Origin of the sequence: Paracoccus sp. (in: a-proteobacteria) (genome assembly GCF_047973135.1) — a bacterium.
GTDB lineage: Bacteria > Pseudomonadota > Alphaproteobacteria > Rhodobacterales > Rhodobacteraceae > Paracoccus.
In genome coordinates, this window is the sequence record NZ_JBKEBL010000322.1 from 1 (window position 1) to 16,001 (window position 16,001).

Sequence of the window (16,001 nt, forward strand, 5' to 3'; positions counted from 1 at the left end):
CAGGGACTTGGCTATCCGCGTCAGGCGGCGGTGGCGGCGATGTTCTCGCTGCTGCTGGTGCAGGACGTATTCTGGGAGGTGCAGCGCAACTATTCCCACACGGCGCTGCTGCTGGCGCTGCTGCCCTGGACGCTGATCTGCTGGCTGCGCCTGCGCCGGGCGGCATGGCCGCATTTTGCCCTGTTCGGGCTGCTGGCGGGGCTGCTGATCCTGTCAAAATACAACGCGGCGATCTTTCTGCTGGCGCTGATCGGGGCGGATCTGATGGTCGCGGGGCGAAAATCCCCGCTGGCCGACCGGCGGATCGGGCTGGCGCTGGCGGCGATGCTGATCGTCACCGCCCCGCATCTGATCTGGGCGATCCAGCATCCTGACGCGGTCACGGCCCTGACCACCCGGTTCGAGATGCGGCCCGACGAGCGGCTGCTGCTGGTATATCTGCGGGCGGTGGCGGGTTTTGCGACGGCGCTGCTGGGGCTGCTGGTCCTGCCGCTGATCGTCGCCGCCGTCCTGCTGCGCGGGGATTTCAGTGCCTTGATCCGGCAGATCCGCAGCGATGCGCAACGGACGGTGCTGCTGTGCGCGGGGCTGTTTCTGGCGATCTGGCTGGCGCTGCTGCTGGGATCAAGTTCGACCCGGGTGATCTCTCGCTGGTTGCTGCCGGTGGTGGTGCCGCTGGCACCGCTGCTGGCCGGAGGGCTTTGCGCCCTGCATCCGCAGGCGGCGGGGCGGATCGTCGGGCTGGCATGGCTGATCCTTGCAGTCAGCATTCCCGCACAATGGTACCAAAGCACATGGATCAACCGCCGCAGCGATTACGACTATGCCGGTCTGGCACGGCAACTGGAGGCGGATTTCGGCCCGCGCAGCATCGTGCTGTCAGACTATGCCGTTTTTGCCAATCTCAGGCTGTATGCACCGGGCCCGATCTATGCCGCGCCCGACATGCCGCGATTGCCTCAGGGCATTCCGCTGCCCGCCATCGCCGTGACCGCAGATGACAGCATCCCCGGCCCGGTCCTGCAACTCGCCGCCTCGCATGGGCTATGCCCTGCGGCGGGGCAGAACCCCGACCGTATCGCCATGAAACGCAAGCATGGCGACGATCTGGCCGGGGTTCTGGCCGTTCCGCTGACGGCCTGCGCTGGGGCAGGCCAGCCAGACGCGCCGGGGATCAAAGACCCAGGCTGAAGCGGCGGACGATGCCGATCTGAACGACCGGCTGGCTGTCGTCCCGCACGATGGGGCTGTCAGCCACATCGCTGATCAGCTTGACATATTTGACTTCGCCCACCAGCGCGGTCCTGTCGGTCAGCGCATAGCGCACCGCCAGATAGGCCGCCGCGCTGTTAAAGCCGCTGCCCGGATCATAGGCGCGATAACCCGACCTGACGCTTTCGGCCTGCGAGATGCCGAAATAGGTGTCATTGACATCGCTGTCGCCATATCCCGCCTCGGCCCCCAAGGTCAGGACGACGCGAGGCGCGGGGGCAAAGGAATAATCCGCGCCGATTTCCCCGGTAAAGCCGTGATGGCCCAGAAAACCATAGCGCAGCGTACCATAGGCCGAGGCGGGCCCGACACGATAGCGCAGCTTGACCCCGCCCTCGAACGAGGCGTCCACCTCGTTCAGGCCGTCCAGCTCTCCGTTATCGGCATCGTCCCGGTCGCGCGAACTGAGCACGCGGAAACTGGGGGCGATGGAAAAACCGTCCTCGACCGTGTCCATGCTGGCCGGCCCGTGCGAAACGACCACATTGCGAAAGATCGGCCAGGGCCGTGCTTCGGAATCATCGGCACCGGGATATTTCGGCTGATACGACGCGCCAATTCCGACATCGAAGGAAAACTGACGATCACTGTAGCCAAGATCCAGATCCTGAGCCTGAACCGGTGCGGCAAGCAAAAGCAATGGAAGCAAATATTTCATGAAAACCTCTTCATTATCAGGGTTGGAGGGGGTTTTTCCTTGGTCAGAAATGGAAATCCATCTTCACGGTCGCGAAGGCCTGATTGGATCGCGACCCGAAATCCGTCTCGCGCCCGCCAAAGGTTCCGCCCAGACGTCCCGTCAGGATCATGTCGTCGGACAGTTCATAGGCGGCCTCGACCTGCGCGGAACCCGACCCGTCCGCAAGGCTGACGGTGGACAAGCCGCTGACCGTCATCTTGCCATCGGCCAGATCGTTCTGGGCCACACGGAAGAACAACGAATGTTTTGACAGCGGCTCCTGCCGGAACGCACCGTAGAGGAACATCGACGCAAGCTGCGCCGAGGCGGGGCGATTACCCTCGACGGCGCGGGCCAGATCGAAGTAATTGTCCCAGTCGTCATCATCGAAACCCGCGCCATTATAGTGATATTCCGCCGTCGCGACCAGATTGGTGGACGAGGTATAGGACATTCCCAACGCCGCCTGTGTGATCCCGGTCTTGTCGTCACCATCACCATAAGCTGCGGCGATGGGCGGAGCCAGCCGGCCGATCCGTCGCGCCTGACGCAGCGAACTGTCCAGAATGCTGCGGCCCTGACCATGGGTCATCTCGGCATAGGCAAGCCAGCGGTCGCCGATGGATACCGACCCGGCCAGCCCGCCAGTCACTTCGCCATCGTCGAAGAACAGGAACGCCTCGGGCGAGAAACCGTCACCAAATTCCTGCGTCAGGCTCAGCAGAAAGCGGTCGCGCGGGTTGGTGGCGTTCAGCCGCAGCCCCCAGACATCGCGATCATGCCACCAGTCGCTGCCGCCGGTGATCTCGGGCGTATAGGTCAGGCTGGCCGCGCCGCTGTCCCACAGATAGCCAACCTGCGCGGCCACCACCCCCAGACGGTTCAGCCGCGCCTCGCCGGGGTCAAGGTTGGGGCTTTGATCGACATTCAGCGCGCGGAAAAAGTCGGTCGGGTTGAACCCCTGCGCCACGCCGTTGCGAATATTGATCCGCCCGATCTGAAAGGTGAAATTGCCGGTCTGGTGCAGGATGAAGGCCTCGCGCAGGTCGAACCGCGCATCGTCGTCGAAATCGAACCCGTCGCCCGAATCGATGCGCCCGCTCAGCGCCGCGTTCAGCCGCAGGGTGGTTGCCGGACCAAGGGCAAAGCCGCCCTCGGTGACAATCCGGGCGCGGCCCGTGGCGGTAGACGGGTCATTGCCCGGATCGGGCAAGGGGGTGCGCCGGTCATAGCCCGTCACGCTGGTATCCAGATGCCAGCGCAGCCCCTGATCCAGCCTGACCGAGGCGTCGCTTTCGGCGGGCAGCATCCCGGACGCCGCCTCGTCCGCCGCATAATCGCTGTCGGGAATGCCCGACAGAAGATCGGCATCGCCGCCGCCGCCCGCCGCATCCGCAAGCACCGGCTCGCTGTCGGGAATCCCCGCCAGCAGGTCGGCATCGCTGTCAGCGGATGGCGCGGGTTCTTCGATCTCGGGTTCCATGCCGGGGATCCCGGCCAACAGATCCGCATCGCTTTGGGCCAAGGCCGCGCAAGGCAACAAAAGGGCGGCCGTCACACTTGTTACTGTTATCCGAACACTCATCCTGTCCCCCAAGATCACGGCTTCTGAAAGCGCGGTAGATAGCTTTTCTGGAACCACGAATCCGGGATCTCGATCGGGGCAAAGCGGCCAAAGGCCATGACCGAGACCCGGCTGGAATTAAGGCCATCGACAATCGACACCTTCATCGGCCGTGTCGCCCCCATGGCCGAGCGGAAATCGTCATAGAAGGCGATTTTCAGCAGCTTGCCCGAGGACGAATAGAACCGGCCCTTCACCGGGCGCATGGTCTTGGTATCCACCCAATAGTCGATGGACTTGTAAAAGGCCGAGCCGCCGCGCGCGCGCAATTGCAGCGAATAGCAATTATAGGCCACCTTGCGGGCGCCCTCGATATTTTCCTGCCCGACCAGTTTCGAGGTATAGTCGCGCGCGAAATTCGTCGTCATGACATCGCCGTTCGACGCCTGCCCCAGCAACCGCTGCTGAGGCGAGATGCGGATCGTGTTCGCGGCGTCGGGATCGTAGAAATACAGATCCTTGCCATCGCGCAGCATCACCTTGCCCGCATCCTTCTTGGGCGCGTCGATATGCACGATGGACCGGAACTGCCCGTCACTGCGGCGCGGTTTGGAATAGACCGTGATCTGCATCTGGTCGTTCTTGCGACCCCCGATATATTCGGTGATCGTGATGGCCGAACGAAAGCTTTGCTGCGGATTGCGCATCCGGTCGGTCGCGGCCAGGATTTCCTCGGCCGAGGCGGCCCATGCGGGGCGGGCGGCAGTCAGCGACAATGCCCCAAGCCCGGCCAGAAAGTGACGTCGGTTCAGATCTTCAAACATGATGTTCCCTTTCGACAATACGGGGATCTGTCAGGCAAAGCGTAATGCATCGACGATGCGGAACCGGGCGGCCCTGCGCGCTGGCAACAGCGAGGACAAGGTAGCCACGGCGGTGATCATCAGCCAGATTCCGGCCACAGTGGCCGGTGCCTCGGTGAACAGGATGCGCACCGGAATGGGCGAGGTCGAGGTCGGCGTGACAAAGGAAAGTCCCGAATTGTTCACGATCAGAATCACCACCCATGAAACGGCCAGACCGACCGTCGCCGAAAGCGCACCCAGAAGCACGCCCTCCATTAGGAACAGGCGCAGCACGCCGCCGCGCGTCTGACCCAGGGCGCGGATCGTCCCGATTTCGTTCACGCGCTCCATCACGACGATGGCCATGGTGTTGGCAATCATGAACAGGATGATCAGACCGACGACGATGCCGATGAACATCTGGATGACGGTGAACATGCCGACCACGCGGGTAAAGGTTTCGTTGAAATTCTCAAGCTCCAGCACATCCAGCCGCTGCGGGCCATCGGCCAGAATCTCGCGGATGCGTTCCAGCCCGCGCGCGGCAAAGTCGTTCGACCTGAACTGCACCATCACATGCGAGACATGGTTCTGATCCTCATAGATCAGGTTCTGCGCCGTGCGCAGGTCCATCGCGACATAGGAATTATCCGCCTGACGCCGCGCCTGTTCGGCAATGCCGCCCACCCAGACGGAACGCGCATTCGGCGCACCCGAAGCCGCCGCCGCCATCAGATCGACGACCGGCATCCCCTCGTGCCCGGCATTGTCCACGGCCAGCTCGTCCGAGACCAGATCGCCCAGATCCGCGATCTCGGCATCGGCCTCGCCTTCGGGTTCATCGACCACGTCGTAATCGACACAGCCCGGCACGTTCAGCTTGCTGCAAATCTGCAATTGCTGGGCCAGCCCGACGCCAACCAGAATCACATCCGGATCCTCGGGGTCCAGCGGCAGCGTGGCACGGTCAAGCCGCAGGTTGAAATTATCCCATTCCTGCATCGCGGCGAACAGATCCGCGCGATAGCCCGCGCCCATATAGCTGCGCGAGGCACCGGTTTCCGCGTTCCCGGCGACCCCCGCCACGGTCAGCATCGGCGCGATCACCGAAATCTGCGGCCCCAGTTCGGGATCGGCCTCAAGCTGGCGTGCGATCCCCTCCCAGTCCTCGACATAGAACTTGCCGGGGTTCGAAGAGCCCAGGTCCAGATAGTGCTCGGCCATGATCTGGACATGACCCTCGGCCCGGACGATCGAGGTGTACAGCGAATAGCGGATGGTCGCGACAAAACCCGAAATCAAAGCCAGCGCGACGACGCCGACAATGATCGAGGCCATCGCCATGAAGGTCCGGCGTTTGTTGCGAAAGATGTTGCGCAGCGCGATACGAAAATTCTGCATCTCAGGTAGCGTCCTTGACGATACGTCCATCGACAATCGTAAGCCTGCGGTCGGCAAATGCCTGAACCGCCGGGTCATGTGTCGCGACGATGAAAGTCGTTCCCATTTCCGACTGGATCTGGCGCATCATCTTCATCAGATCCTGCCCCGTCTTGCTGTCCAGCGCGGCGGTCGGTTCATCCGCGATGACGATGCGCGGGTTCTTGATCAGCGCGCGCGCGACGGCAACGCGCTGCCGCTGGCCGCCCGACAGCTCGCCCGGCACATGTCTGGCGCGGTCGCCCAGACCGACCTGTTCCAGCACCACGGCGACGCGCTGGTGGCGTTCGGCCGCGGGGACATGAGACAGGATCAGCGGATATTCCACATTTTCGGCGGCGGACAGCACCGGGATCAGGCTGAAGCTTTGAAAGATGAAGCCGATATTCTCGCGGCGCAGGCGAGTCAGTTCGCCATCAGACAGCATCGAGACGTCATGACCCAAGACCTCGACCTTGCCGCGATCGGGCATCTCGATGCATCCCAGCATGTTCAGCAGCGTCGTCTTGCCCGACCCCGAGGGCCCCACGATGGCGATAAATTCGCCTCCGGGAATGGTCAGATCAAGCCCGTTCAGAGCATTCACCGTGGTCTGGCCCATCTGGTATTGTTTGACCGCGTCCGAAACCCGGCAGGCTATGCCCTCTGATGTCTCGACTGGCCGGCTTTGCTGCACCTGAATACTGGCAGAGTGTTGCATGGTTGTTCTTATGCCTCCCATTGGCATTCTTCCGGTTCCGGGCGCCAAACTAGCAGCGCCCGCCAAGGCGCAGTTTGTCATGATGGGCCTATCGGTAATTTGCGATGCTGCGGATGTGTGCAGGTGTTTCCGAATGTTTCGAAGCGGGGCTAAGACTTGACCAAAGCCTTGAAATCAGGCCCGTTCAGTACGGTTTCCGCATAGGCGCGGTTCTGTTCGGGGCGGGAATAGTCGCCCGACATCAGACTGCCCGACACGATGGGATAACCGATTCGCAAAGGCGGCGTCAGGCGGTCGTAATCCAGCACGCCGCCGAAAAAAGCTATCGGGGCATCTGCAAGTCCCGGCGCGGCGGCGTGCAGCGCGTCAAGGTCGCTTTTCAGGGCTGCGGTATCTGCCTCGGTCAGGCCGTGATCGGGCTGGTCGCGCCGCAGGCCCGCGCAACGCATCGAACACTGGAACAATGCGTGGGGCCGGGCAAGAATGGCCGCCTCGCTGCGCTGTGCCCAATCCAGCATTTCCGGCAGCCAACTGCCCGCGCGGATCGCCGAACCCATGATCACCGCATCGAATGCCGCCGGATCGGGCTGTTCATCCACCCGCGCCAGCCGTGTGGACCAGCCAGCCGCCTGCGCGACGTTTTCCATCTCGGCTGCCTGAATCCCGGTCGAACCCATCATCGAGCCATAGACGACCAGCAGTGTCGGTGCCCAGGTCGAACTGGCCCGTAGCGGGTGGCTGGGAAATCGCGCCGGAGTAATCGCGCGGAACTGATAGGCCAGCGTTCCCGCAAGGGCCAGCCCCGCCGCCGCCCCGCCATAGCGCAGCAGATGGCGGCGGCTTGTCTCTTTCAGCTTTCGGTTGTTTTGTGTTCTGGACATGGAAAACTCTTCTTTCAGTATAAAAGATCGGTTTTTGGTACTGTCCCTCTGGAAACTTCGGGGGTTGTCACGCGGCGGGGCGGCTTTGATGCCGCAGATCCTGCGCCGCGCGGTGATCGGAAATCGCCCTGTCTTGTCCGGGGCGTTGGGGATTGGCGGCCTGATCGACACGGGCTGCCTCGTACCAGACAAAGCCAAAGGCGAACGCCGCCAAAGCCAGGTAAGGCATGAAAATCCCCTGCCCGTCCCCTCCGCGCAAAGCTGCGGCCCCCAGCAGGGGCGCAGCAAACTGGCCCAGATGGAACGCCGCCGTGATCATCCCCATCGCCTTGGGGCGCGACATCCCGAAGGCTCCGGTCGCGGCCCAGTGGTTCAGCACAGGAAAGGTGATGCCGAACCCGAAGCCGACCAGAGCCGCGCCCGAAAAGATCAGCGGCATATTCGCGCCATAGGAGAGTTGCAGAAAACCCACGGCCCCGCAGCCCCATGCAAACCGCAGCATAAGCGAAGGCGCCAGCGCGGCCTGCATCCGGCGCAGAACCAGTCCGCCCGCCGAGGCCGCCAGCACTCCGGCCACGATCACCAGCGCGGCCAGCCCGCTGCCTTCGTACCCGCCGCGCACCAATGCGCCCGGCATCTGGGTCGGAATCGCAAAGAAGGTCGCCATGGCCAGAAAGGCCAGCAGCAGCCCGACAAGAAAGGCCCCCGCCCCCGCCTGCGTCGCGGCCTGCTGCGACGCAGGCGCGGGCCGCATCACCGCTGCGGGCTGCCCCCCGGCAACCAGCACGCGCACCGCCGGGATCAGCGCCAGCGGCAACAGGTTCAGCAGGAAAGGCAGATGCCAGTCGATCGCCGCCATCGCCCCCGAGGCCAGCAGCACGACCACCGTCACCGCCGTCATCATTGTCGATTGCAGCGCCATGTTCCGCTGCGGTTCCTGCCCCGCCGCCAGAATCCGCAGCGCGATCAGCATCAGCGGCGCGATGGTCAGCCCCTGCGCAAAACGCGCTGTCAGCATCACCCCCGGCTGCGGCACGAATGCGCCCAGCACGCCCGACACCGCATAGGCCGACAGCGCCGCCAGCAGGATCACGCGATCCATCGCCGGGCTGGCAAGGCGCGTATACAGCACCGCGCCAAAAGGCACCCCAAGCGCCGGCAACGAGACCAGCAGCCGAGGCCACAACGCATCATCGGCCCCCATTGCGCGACTGATGGCCACCAGCGCGGGTGCCAGCGACGAACCCGCCAGAACCGCGCAGGCGGACAGGCCGACGGCCAACCACAGCAGCGCGGCCTGCCGGTCCATCGCCCCGTCATGACCCGGCCGGAACCGGGCCAGCCAAGACCGGACCGGCACGGGGCGCGGCTTGCGCGGAAGAGTCAGCAGAAACATCTTGTCGTCCTCCTTGCCGCCTGCGACTCAGGCAGCCGTCTCGACGTCATTCCGCCCCAGCATCCGGTTCACAGCCTTTTCCGCCGAGGTCAGACAGCCCTCCATGTTGTGACCGTCCAGATAATCCCCGGCGATTTCAAGCCCGCCAATTGTCGCGATATGGTCCAGCAACCGGCGCTTGATCCGGGTGAAATTCGGCGCATAGGCACAGATACCGCCCATATGCCGCTTGACGTGGAAATATTCGCGTTTGCCGGGGATGGGTTGAAAGCGGGCAAAATCGCGCTCGGCCATGTCGATCAACTGTTCGTCGGGATAGTGCAACACCTGACGGGCCGCGCGGCCCGACAGGGTAAAGCGGACATGGTTCGGTCGATACATCCGGTTGGCGGAACAATGCCCGAGAATCGAGCCGGGATCGAACATGATCGAGTTCATCTGGGGTGTGAATACCGGTTCGTCATAGATCGCATTGATCAGCGCCAGCGGAAAATAGCGGATCAGTTGCGCCTCGGCCCGAACGTCGTCGGGCAGGTCCAGCACCGGCAGCAACTGGTTCAGCGGCAACGCGACCAGCGCCTGACGGGCCGGAACCACGCGGCTTTGCCCCCCCTCGTCGAAATGCAGCGCCTGAAGGCGGTTGTTCACGATCTCGATACGGGTCAGACGCGCGCCATAGCGCATGTCCTTGCCAAGGGACAATTCGTCAAACACCAGTTTGGTCCCGCCCGGCACGGAATGGTGCGATCCCTTGCCAAAGCTGGACAGGAACAACATGATCTGGCTGAGATAGGTTTCCTCGGGTTCGGCACCGCCCATGATGATCGAGAACATGCGCAGCGGTCCGTTGGCCAGATTGCGGTGAAACAACCCCGAGACGGGCAGACCGTCATATTGCGCCTCGACCTCTTCGATCAGCCCATCGGTATAGTTCAGGTCGGCGGCATGGCGGCGGGCCTCGGCCATCAGTCGGTTGAACTCGATCGAGGCGACGGGGCCGATATTCCACAACATTCGCAACGCCGATTTCAGGGTGGTTTTCTTTTCCAGTCCAATCAGGCGATTGTTCAGGACGATATGGAAATTCGGATGCTGGCGGTCACGCTCGGTCAGGCCAAATTCCGTGATGAAACTGTTGAAGATGCGCCAGTCCGAGGCATAGTTCTTGCCGCCCCATTCAAGACATTCGCCTTGCCACATGTGGTATCCGGCGCGGCCTCCGGGGTCGGCCGCAGCCTCCCAGACGATGCTGTCGCCGCCGTGACGCGCGATCAGATGCGCCGCGCCCAGTCCGGTGATCCCGGCACCGATGACGTGAATTTGCTCGTTCATCGCAATCTCCTGTAGTTCGGTCAGCCCTTGACCCGTGCGCCGGCCGCCTGACTGTTGCCGGGACGCCCGGCCTGTGCGCTCAGCATGCGGACACGCGCGAACAGGCGGTTCCCTGCCCCGATGGTGCCGCTGCGGGTCATGAAGCGGTCTTCGACGATGGTGCGGTTGGCAACGGTCAGTGCAATCGGGGCATCGCGTGGCACCGGCGCGAACAGCCGCAGGTCAAGCCCCGCCAGAATGTCGCGCATCCGTGCCGTAGCCGGTGCATCAGGATCGGAATTGGCGTGGCGCAGCATCTGCATCCAGGCCTCCAGCAGGTAAAGCGGGTGCCAGTACCGGTCGTCGGCGCATTCTGCCAGCATGTTCCCCTCGCGCGCGGGCAGCAGCCAGGACAGGCTGTCCGTCGGGCCGGGCTGCGGGGCCGAGATCATGATATTGGCCGGATCATGCTTGCCCAGCCTTGCAGCCTCGGCCGGGACCAACGGCATGTCAGGCGCGGGCAAAGGAGTCGTCGGATTACTGTCATTCGCCAGCGTTCCGGGCGTCAGGGCCAGATCGATTTCGGCCCGCGCGATGTCGCCCTGCGCCAAGCGCAATTGCAGCCGGTCGCGACCGCTGCCGTCGCGATAGCTTAGCGCCCAGTGGACCGGGCGGCCATGCAGGCAATAACGGCGGAACCGCACCGACAAGGATGTCAGATGCGCTGTCGGTGCATATTTCTCTGCCCAAAGCTGACCGGCCTGCATCGCGGCCTCGATCAGCAAAAGACCGGGAACATGGTCCAGCGGATGATCATAAAAGAATGGGTGGTCCTGATCGACGATCACCTCGCCGGACATATGGGCCTTGTCGCCCGAAGCCGGCCCGGTCCGGACGGTCTGATTGACAGGGGTAAGGCGCCTGAAGGCGTTAAACATGGTGGTTCCTCCGGTCTGGCTGGGGGGATGCCCAATCCTGCTTGGCCTGCGCGATCCCGTTCAGGGCCGCTGTCCATTCCCGGCGCAGGCGGCCGGGGTCGTGCCCGTGTTCTGCCACCAGCGCGGTCAGGGCGGATCCGGTGATCGACAGATCCGCGCCAGCGCGAAAAACGGCGCGGTGATCGTCGGCGTCGCGGATGCCAAAACCAACGCCCACCGGCCCGGCCCCCGCCGCCCGCATCCGGGCGACATGGGTGGCAAGCTGATCGGCATCAGTCCGCCCTCCTCCCTTCGCACCCGAGCGGCCATAGCCCGAGACCAGATACAGAAAGGCGCTGCCGCGCCGTGCCGAGACCGCGACCGTCTGGTCGCTGGATTGCGGATAGGCGGTCGCGACAACGCCCAATCCGCGCGCCTTGGCCTCGGCACAGGCGCTGTCCTGCAACAGCGGCGGCAGGCCATGCATCAGCACCGCGCCCGCCCCATAATCGGCGGCGGCAGACAGGAATGGATCGACCCCCATCCCGGCAATCGTGGCCCGATAATCCGCCAGCAGGACCACGGGCACATGCCGCGCAAGCTGAGACATCGCCTCAAGCGCGCGCGCGGTGGTCATTCCGCCCGCCAGCGCCCGGTCATAACCGGCCTGAATGACCGGGCCATCGGTTATCGAACGCAGGAAGGGGATGCAAAACTCGACCAGATCAACACCGGCATCAACCGAGGCCATGGCCAGTTCCCCGGCCAGTTCGGGCGTCGGATCCCCAGCGATCAGGAACTGGCACAGGGCCTTTTGTCCGGCCCCGCGCATACGGTCCAGATGGTTCCTGACGGGGTTTCCGGCCTCATGCTGCATCGTTGCCTATCCCTTTCCGCTGTCGCCCGGCCAAGGCCGCGAACAGCGCCCCGATGGCTCGGGCTGAAATATGGCCGTCCTCACGTGCGGCGCTGTCGATGTCAAAACCGGCAAAGCCGCTGCCTTGCGCGCAGCGCAGCAGATCCGGCCCGACGCCCCCGGCCAGCATGACCGGAACGGGGGCAAGACGCGGGATCAGCGCAACCGCCGCTTTCTGGTCGACCGGATGCCCGGTCGATCCGACGGCGCGGCGCCCCTCGAACGCATCAAGGATGAAGCCGTCCACGTCGCAATCACGATAAGCGTCGATCAGCCGTCCCTCGGCGCAATGACTGCCATTCATGTGCAGCACTTTCAGGATCTCGATTCTGCGCCCGATGCCGCGAACGGCCTTGCAGATTGCGCGCAACTGCGCGGGAAGGCAGAACCCGTGCAGTTGCAGCGCCGGGATGCCGGTGACGTTCAGCACCTCGACCAGCCGTGCGGGATCGGCCTCGAACGTCACCAGACAGGGCCGGGCCGTACCCTGTCCCGCACCGTCCCGCGCCAGATCGCGCAGTTGCGGCAACTCCAGGTCATGCGCACCCCCGCAGCGATGCCACAGCCCGTACAGCGCGATTGGAAAGCCGGCCAGCGCCGTCAGATCGTCCTCGTTCGTGATGCCGCAGATCTTGATCCGGTTCATGGCTGCCCTTTGCTGTATGCCGCCGCGCTAAGCTGGTCAGTGGTCGCAACCCCCTGAAGGGCCTCGACGGTGAACAGATCGGTGCTGATACCGGTGTCGAAACGCATGTCGAAAAGGCGCATCCGGGTGGATGAGCTGACATTGCCGTCAATCTGGGTCACGAATGTCATGTCCAGAGGCGTCCAGAATCCGTCCACGAACGCCATCTCATGCGTCATGAACAGCTTGGACTGGCCGGGCTGGACCATGTCGAACACCGACCGCACGACCAGAAAAGAGTTGGTATCAACCCAGACCTTACCCCGGACATAACCAAAGCGGTCGATTTCTTCCTGTGTGTTGGGGACAAAGCTGATGACAGTCGTATCCCAGTCGCCAACCTTTTCCTCGCCCTCAAGGGTGAAGTCGTAATTGTCCAGATCGCGGGTGGAAAGATCGCCATAGGTGATGTCGGATCCCATCAGCTTGGACGTATAGCTGTCCACCGCGATGCGTTTCACCTCGTCTATGCCGGGAATCATGATCCACTGATCGTCGATCCGGTCGATGTCGTGATAGTCCTTGGTCAACACCCGCGTATTGGCCATCTCGACCGGGTCGGTGATCAGTGAAAACGTGTACTGATCGCGATTCTCCGGCCCGAAATCATGGCGAAAACGCAGAATCTCGACCGAGTTCGTCTCGCCAAAGCGGTCGGTGATCGAGATGGTCGTGCGCGCATAGGAATCGGTGCCGTCCGGTCGGTCTTCGACCATCTGCATGATCTCTCGCGCATAGGCGGCTGGATCCTGTTCAGCCGCGCATACCGGGCCGGTCAAACCGACCGCTGATGCTGATATGGATGCGTACAAAGTCATTGTGGATAAACCGTGGCTACTCATCAAACTCTCACTTTCACTGATTACTGAAACGGCAGAGCCTCCTCCGATGCCTGTGTTTCGGTGGTCTGTCTGCGCTGTCGGCGAGCCTCAAGCGCGGCGTAGATAGCGGGCGAGACGACGATGTCGGCGATCAGCCCCAGCAGCGATGCCAACGCCGTCAAAAGACCGAAGGCGACGACATTCGACATCGAGGACATGCCATAGGCGGCAAAGCCCGCCATCACCGCCAAGGTCGTGGCGAGGATTGGCATGAAGCTGTGGCCAACCGCGTATTCGATAGTTCCGGCGGCAGGCAGGCCCCGCGCCTCGGCCTGCCGGATCTGGTGGAACAGGTGGATCGTGTCATCGACGATGATCCCAAGCGCGATACAGCCGATCAGCATGGTAAAGCTGTCCAGCGGCACACCTGCATAGCCCATCACCCCCAGAGTGACGATAACCGGCAGAAGATTGGGCAGCATCGTCGCCAGCCCAAGCCGCAACCCGCCCATCAGCAGCACCATCAGCAGGCTGATCGCCACAACCGAGATGGCATAGCTTTCCCCCATGGACCGGATCACATTGATCGAGGTGGTGGCCAGCAGCGCCATGTTCCCCGTCAGCGTCAGCCCGGTCGCGCCCACCGGTTCCAGCCGCGACGACATCTCGTCCCGCAGCCCGTCGATGAACCGGGCATAGGCCCCCGCCTCAAGCCAGGGCACGCGGATCGTCAGGCGGGTCTTGCTATAGGCGCTGTCCACGAAATCGGGCAGATCGTTCGAGGCGGAATTCTCGAACAGCAGAAATTCGCGGGCAATCATGTCGCCCGCGGGCAGTTCATAGGCCCCCGCATCCGCTACGGGTGACAGGCCCTGATTGACCTCTTTCAGCAGATCGGTCACGCCAAATACCTTGCCGACCAGCACCCCGCTTTGCGTGGCCAGTTCGGGAATATCTGCGGCAAGCTGGTCCAGCGCCTCAAGCAATGCCTGCTGCTGGATGCCCCGCTGCACGCCGGTGTCGATCACCGCCTCAAGGTTGATAGAGCCGCGCATGACCGCATCGACCGCCTCGGTATCCAGCCGCACGGGATTGTCGGCGGGCAACCATTCCAGCGAATTGTGGTGAAACCGCAGCCCCTGCATTCCCAAGGCCCCGATCACGGCGACCAGCGCCGTCACCTGCAAGGTCGCGCGCCAGTGCCGGGCACTGGCCTGCGCGATGCGATGCGCCAGTCGCAGCACCGGACCGTCGCCCGCCGCCGCAGCGGCGGGACGAAAGCGGAACAACCGGAACAACACGGGCACGACGATCATCACGACCAGCAGCACGATCAACACCGCCGTCGCGCCGAACCGGCCCAGATCCGCGACCGGCGCAAGATCGGAACCGGCAAAGGACAAAAGCCCCACCGCTGTTGTCAAAGTGGTAAACCCAATGGGCACGGCGGCATGACGCATCGCGTCGGACAGCGCGCGATCCTTGCAGGCCCATTCCGGCATCAGATCGGTCGCCGGCCCGACCCTTCGCCGCGCAAGCACAAGCGCGGAAACCAGATGCAGGACCGCACATGCCGAGGCCACGATCACGATCGACGGCAGAACCTGCGTGGGGGGCTTGATCGCGGTGCCCGTCGCCGCCATCAGCCCGATGGTCGATATGGCCGAGACCGCAACCGTCAGGACCAGCGCCACCGCAACCGACACCCGCCGGGTAAAGACAGCCGCGACCAGCACGACACCGATCAGGCAGAACAGCGTGAATTTCGGCATGTCGGCAGACAGGATGCGGACGATCTCGGATGAGGCGACGGGGCTGCCCGCGACATGGATCACGAAATCGGGCGTCTCGAACTGCGCCACGACCCCGGCCACGGCGGCGGTCATCTGCGTCTGTTCGGCCTGACTTAGGAACTGCGCATGGGCGGTGCTGTCCACACCGGCATCGGCATGGGTGGGATCGAACTGGGCGAACAGATCCTGCTGCCGGCTGGCCAGCGCCTCGGACACGCGTGGCTTGAACCGCTGCGGTCGCAGCGTGATCAGGGTCGTGCGGCCATCTGCCGAAATCACCAGATCGCGATACAGGGGATGGGACATTACCTTGTCTTGCAGCGCCGCGACTGCCTGTGGCGAGTTGTCAGAGCTTTTCAAAAAATGCGCCAGCAGATCATTGACAACAAACAGTTGTTCCCCGCCCATCACCGAGCGCGTGTTATAAAGCGAGGTGATGTCCTCGACGAAAGGCACTTCCTGCGCCAGCATGTGATGCAGATCAGCCAGTTTTCGCAGGTTATCCGCCGTAAACAGCCTGTCCGAAGTAACGCCGATCACGATTTGCCCGTCCTGTCCGAACTGGCGGCGGAAATCGTCATAGGCGGCGATCTCGGCCGAACCGGCGTGGAAAAACCCCTCGATCGAGCCGTCGCGGACCACGTTCCGGGCCTGCGACACCCCAAGCGCTGCCATCGCGACCAGCAACAGCACGCCCAGAAAGGGATGGCGGAAAAAGTACCGGGCGAAGCCGGTAAATGCGGTTTCAATCGTACTTGTTACCAAAGTCAACATGTTACCC

The 16,001-nt window shown here is 63.3% G+C and carries 14 protein-coding genes; 1 reads left to right on the forward strand and 13 read right to left on the reverse strand.

Annotated features, from left to right (window positions below; all coding sequences use genetic code 11):
• Positions 1-1,191 (forward strand): glycosyltransferase family 39 protein (locus tag ACK5L9_RS22940; RefSeq protein ID WP_416913771.1); only part of this gene is annotated, 1,191 nt, incomplete at its 5' end.
• Here the strand turns inward: ACK5L9_RS22940 and ACK5L9_RS22945 are convergent.
• The 13 genes from ACK5L9_RS22945 to ACK5L9_RS23005 all read right to left on the reverse strand — a co-directional run bounded on the left by ACK5L9_RS22945 (position 1,175) and on the right by ACK5L9_RS23005 (position 15,994).
• Complete coding sequence (locus tag ACK5L9_RS22945; protein WP_416913772.1) at positions 1,175-1,930, reverse strand: MipA/OmpV family protein; 756 nt, start codon at positions 1,928-1,930, stop codon at positions 1,175-1,177. The two genes, ACK5L9_RS22940 and ACK5L9_RS22945, sit on opposite strands and share 17 nt — an antisense overlap.
• 43 nt (positions 1,931-1,973) lie before the next feature.
• Positions 1,974-3,434, reverse strand: a complete 1,461-nt coding sequence (locus tag ACK5L9_RS22950; protein WP_416913773.1) for a hypothetical protein — start codon at positions 3,432-3,434, stop codon at positions 1,974-1,976.
• A 116-nt stretch (positions 3,435-3,550) separates the two neighbouring features.
• Positions 3,551-4,339 carry an outer membrane lipoprotein-sorting protein gene (locus tag ACK5L9_RS22955; RefSeq protein WP_416913774.1) on the reverse strand — a complete coding sequence of 263 codons (789 nt, stop codon included), beginning with the start codon at positions 4,337-4,339 and terminating at the stop codon, positions 3,551-3,553.
• A 30-nt stretch (positions 4,340-4,369) separates the two neighbouring features.
• Positions 4,370-5,761: an ABC transporter permease gene (locus ACK5L9_RS22960; protein WP_416913775.1), complete on the reverse strand. Its 1,392-nt coding sequence runs from the start codon at positions 5,759-5,761 to the stop codon at positions 4,370-4,372.
• A 1-nt stretch (position 5,762) separates the two neighbouring features.
• Positions 5,763-6,500 carry an ABC transporter ATP-binding protein gene (locus ACK5L9_RS22965; RefSeq protein WP_416913776.1) on the reverse strand — a complete coding sequence of 246 codons (738 nt, stop codon included), beginning with the start codon at positions 6,498-6,500 and terminating at the stop codon, positions 5,763-5,765.
• A 149-nt stretch (positions 6,501-6,649) separates the two neighbouring features.
• Positions 6,650-7,381: a flavodoxin domain-containing protein gene (locus tag ACK5L9_RS22970; RefSeq protein WP_416913777.1), complete on the reverse strand. Its 732-nt coding sequence runs from the start codon at positions 7,379-7,381 to the stop codon at positions 6,650-6,652.
• A 67-nt stretch (positions 7,382-7,448) separates the two neighbouring features.
• A complete protein-coding gene (locus ACK5L9_RS22975; protein ID WP_416913778.1) occupies positions 7,449-8,777 on the reverse strand; it encodes an MFS transporter in 1,329 nt (442 codons plus the stop codon).
• Between the two features lie 27 nt (positions 8,778-8,804).
• Entirely contained in the window at positions 8,805-10,109 is a 1,305-nt protein-coding gene (locus ACK5L9_RS22980) for a protoporphyrinogen/coproporphyrinogen oxidase (protein WP_416913779.1), read from the reverse strand.
• Positions 10,110-10,129: 20 nt separating this feature from the next.
• Positions 10,130-11,026: an AfsA-related hotdog domain-containing protein gene (locus tag ACK5L9_RS22985; protein ID WP_416913780.1), complete on the reverse strand. Its 897-nt coding sequence runs from the start codon at positions 11,024-11,026 to the stop codon at positions 10,130-10,132.
• Entirely contained in the window at positions 11,019-11,882 is an 864-nt protein-coding gene (gene trpA, locus ACK5L9_RS22990) for a tryptophan synthase subunit alpha (protein ID WP_416913781.1), read from the reverse strand. Before trpA ends, ACK5L9_RS22985 begins: the two co-directional genes overlap by 8 nt.
• Entirely contained in the window at positions 11,872-12,567 is a 696-nt protein-coding gene (locus ACK5L9_RS22995) for a hypothetical protein (RefSeq protein ID WP_416913782.1), read from the reverse strand. Before ACK5L9_RS22995 ends, trpA begins: the two co-directional genes overlap by 11 nt.
• Positions 12,564-13,385, reverse strand: coding sequence for an outer membrane lipoprotein-sorting protein (locus ACK5L9_RS23000; RefSeq protein WP_416913783.1), 822 nt, complete (start codon positions 13,383-13,385; stop codon positions 12,564-12,566). Before ACK5L9_RS23000 ends, ACK5L9_RS22995 begins: the two co-directional genes overlap by 4 nt.
• Positions 13,386-13,468: 83 nt before the next feature.
• Positions 13,469-15,994, reverse strand: coding sequence for an efflux RND transporter permease subunit (locus tag ACK5L9_RS23005; protein ID WP_416913784.1), 2,526 nt, complete (start codon positions 15,992-15,994; stop codon positions 13,469-13,471).
• Positions 15,995-16,001: the final 7 nt, after the last annotated feature.

Excerpts from the sequence above, each read along its gene's own strand:
- ACK5L9_RS22975 (WP_416913778.1), bottom strand. The coding sequence starts at position 8,777 with ATGTTTCTGCTGACTCTTCCGCGCAAGCCGCGCCCCGTGCCGGTCCGG.
- ACK5L9_RS22980 (WP_416913779.1), bottom strand. The coding sequence starts at position 10,109 with ATGAACGAGCAAATTCACGTCATCGGTGCCGGGATCACCGGACTGGGC.
- ACK5L9_RS22970 (WP_416913777.1), bottom strand. The coding sequence starts at position 7,381 with ATGTCCAGAACACAAAACAACCGAAAGCTGAAAGAGACAAGCCGCCGC.
- ACK5L9_RS22955 (WP_416913774.1), bottom strand. The coding sequence starts at position 4,339 with ATGTTTGAAGATCTGAACCGACGTCACTTTCTGGCCGGGCTTGGGGCA.
- ACK5L9_RS22950 (WP_416913773.1), bottom strand. The coding sequence starts at position 3,434 with ATGGAACCCGAGATCGAAGAACCCGCGCCATCCGCTGACAGCGATGCC.
- ACK5L9_RS22985 (WP_416913780.1), bottom strand. The coding sequence starts at position 11,026 with ATGTTTAACGCCTTCAGGCGCCTTACCCCTGTCAATCAGACCGTCCGG.
- trpA (WP_416913781.1), bottom strand. The coding sequence starts at position 11,882 with ATGCAGCATGAGGCCGGAAACCCCGTCAGGAACCATCTGGACCGTATG.
- ACK5L9_RS22995 (WP_416913782.1), bottom strand. The coding sequence starts at position 12,567 with ATGAACCGGATCAAGATCTGCGGCATCACGAACGAGGACGATCTGACG.
- ACK5L9_RS22960 (WP_416913775.1), bottom strand. The coding sequence starts at position 5,761 with ATGCAGAATTTTCGTATCGCGCTGCGCAACATCTTTCGCAACAAACGC.
- ACK5L9_RS23005 (WP_416913784.1), bottom strand. The coding sequence starts at position 15,994 with ATGTTGACTTTGGTAACAAGTACGATTGAAACCGCATTTACCGGCTTC.
- ACK5L9_RS22945 (WP_416913772.1), bottom strand. The coding sequence starts at position 1,930 with ATGAAATATTTGCTTCCATTGCTTTTGCTTGCCGCACCGGTTCAGGCT.
- ACK5L9_RS22965 (WP_416913776.1), bottom strand. The coding sequence starts at position 6,500 with ATGCAACACTCTGCCAGTATTCAGGTGCAGCAAAGCCGGCCAGTCGAG.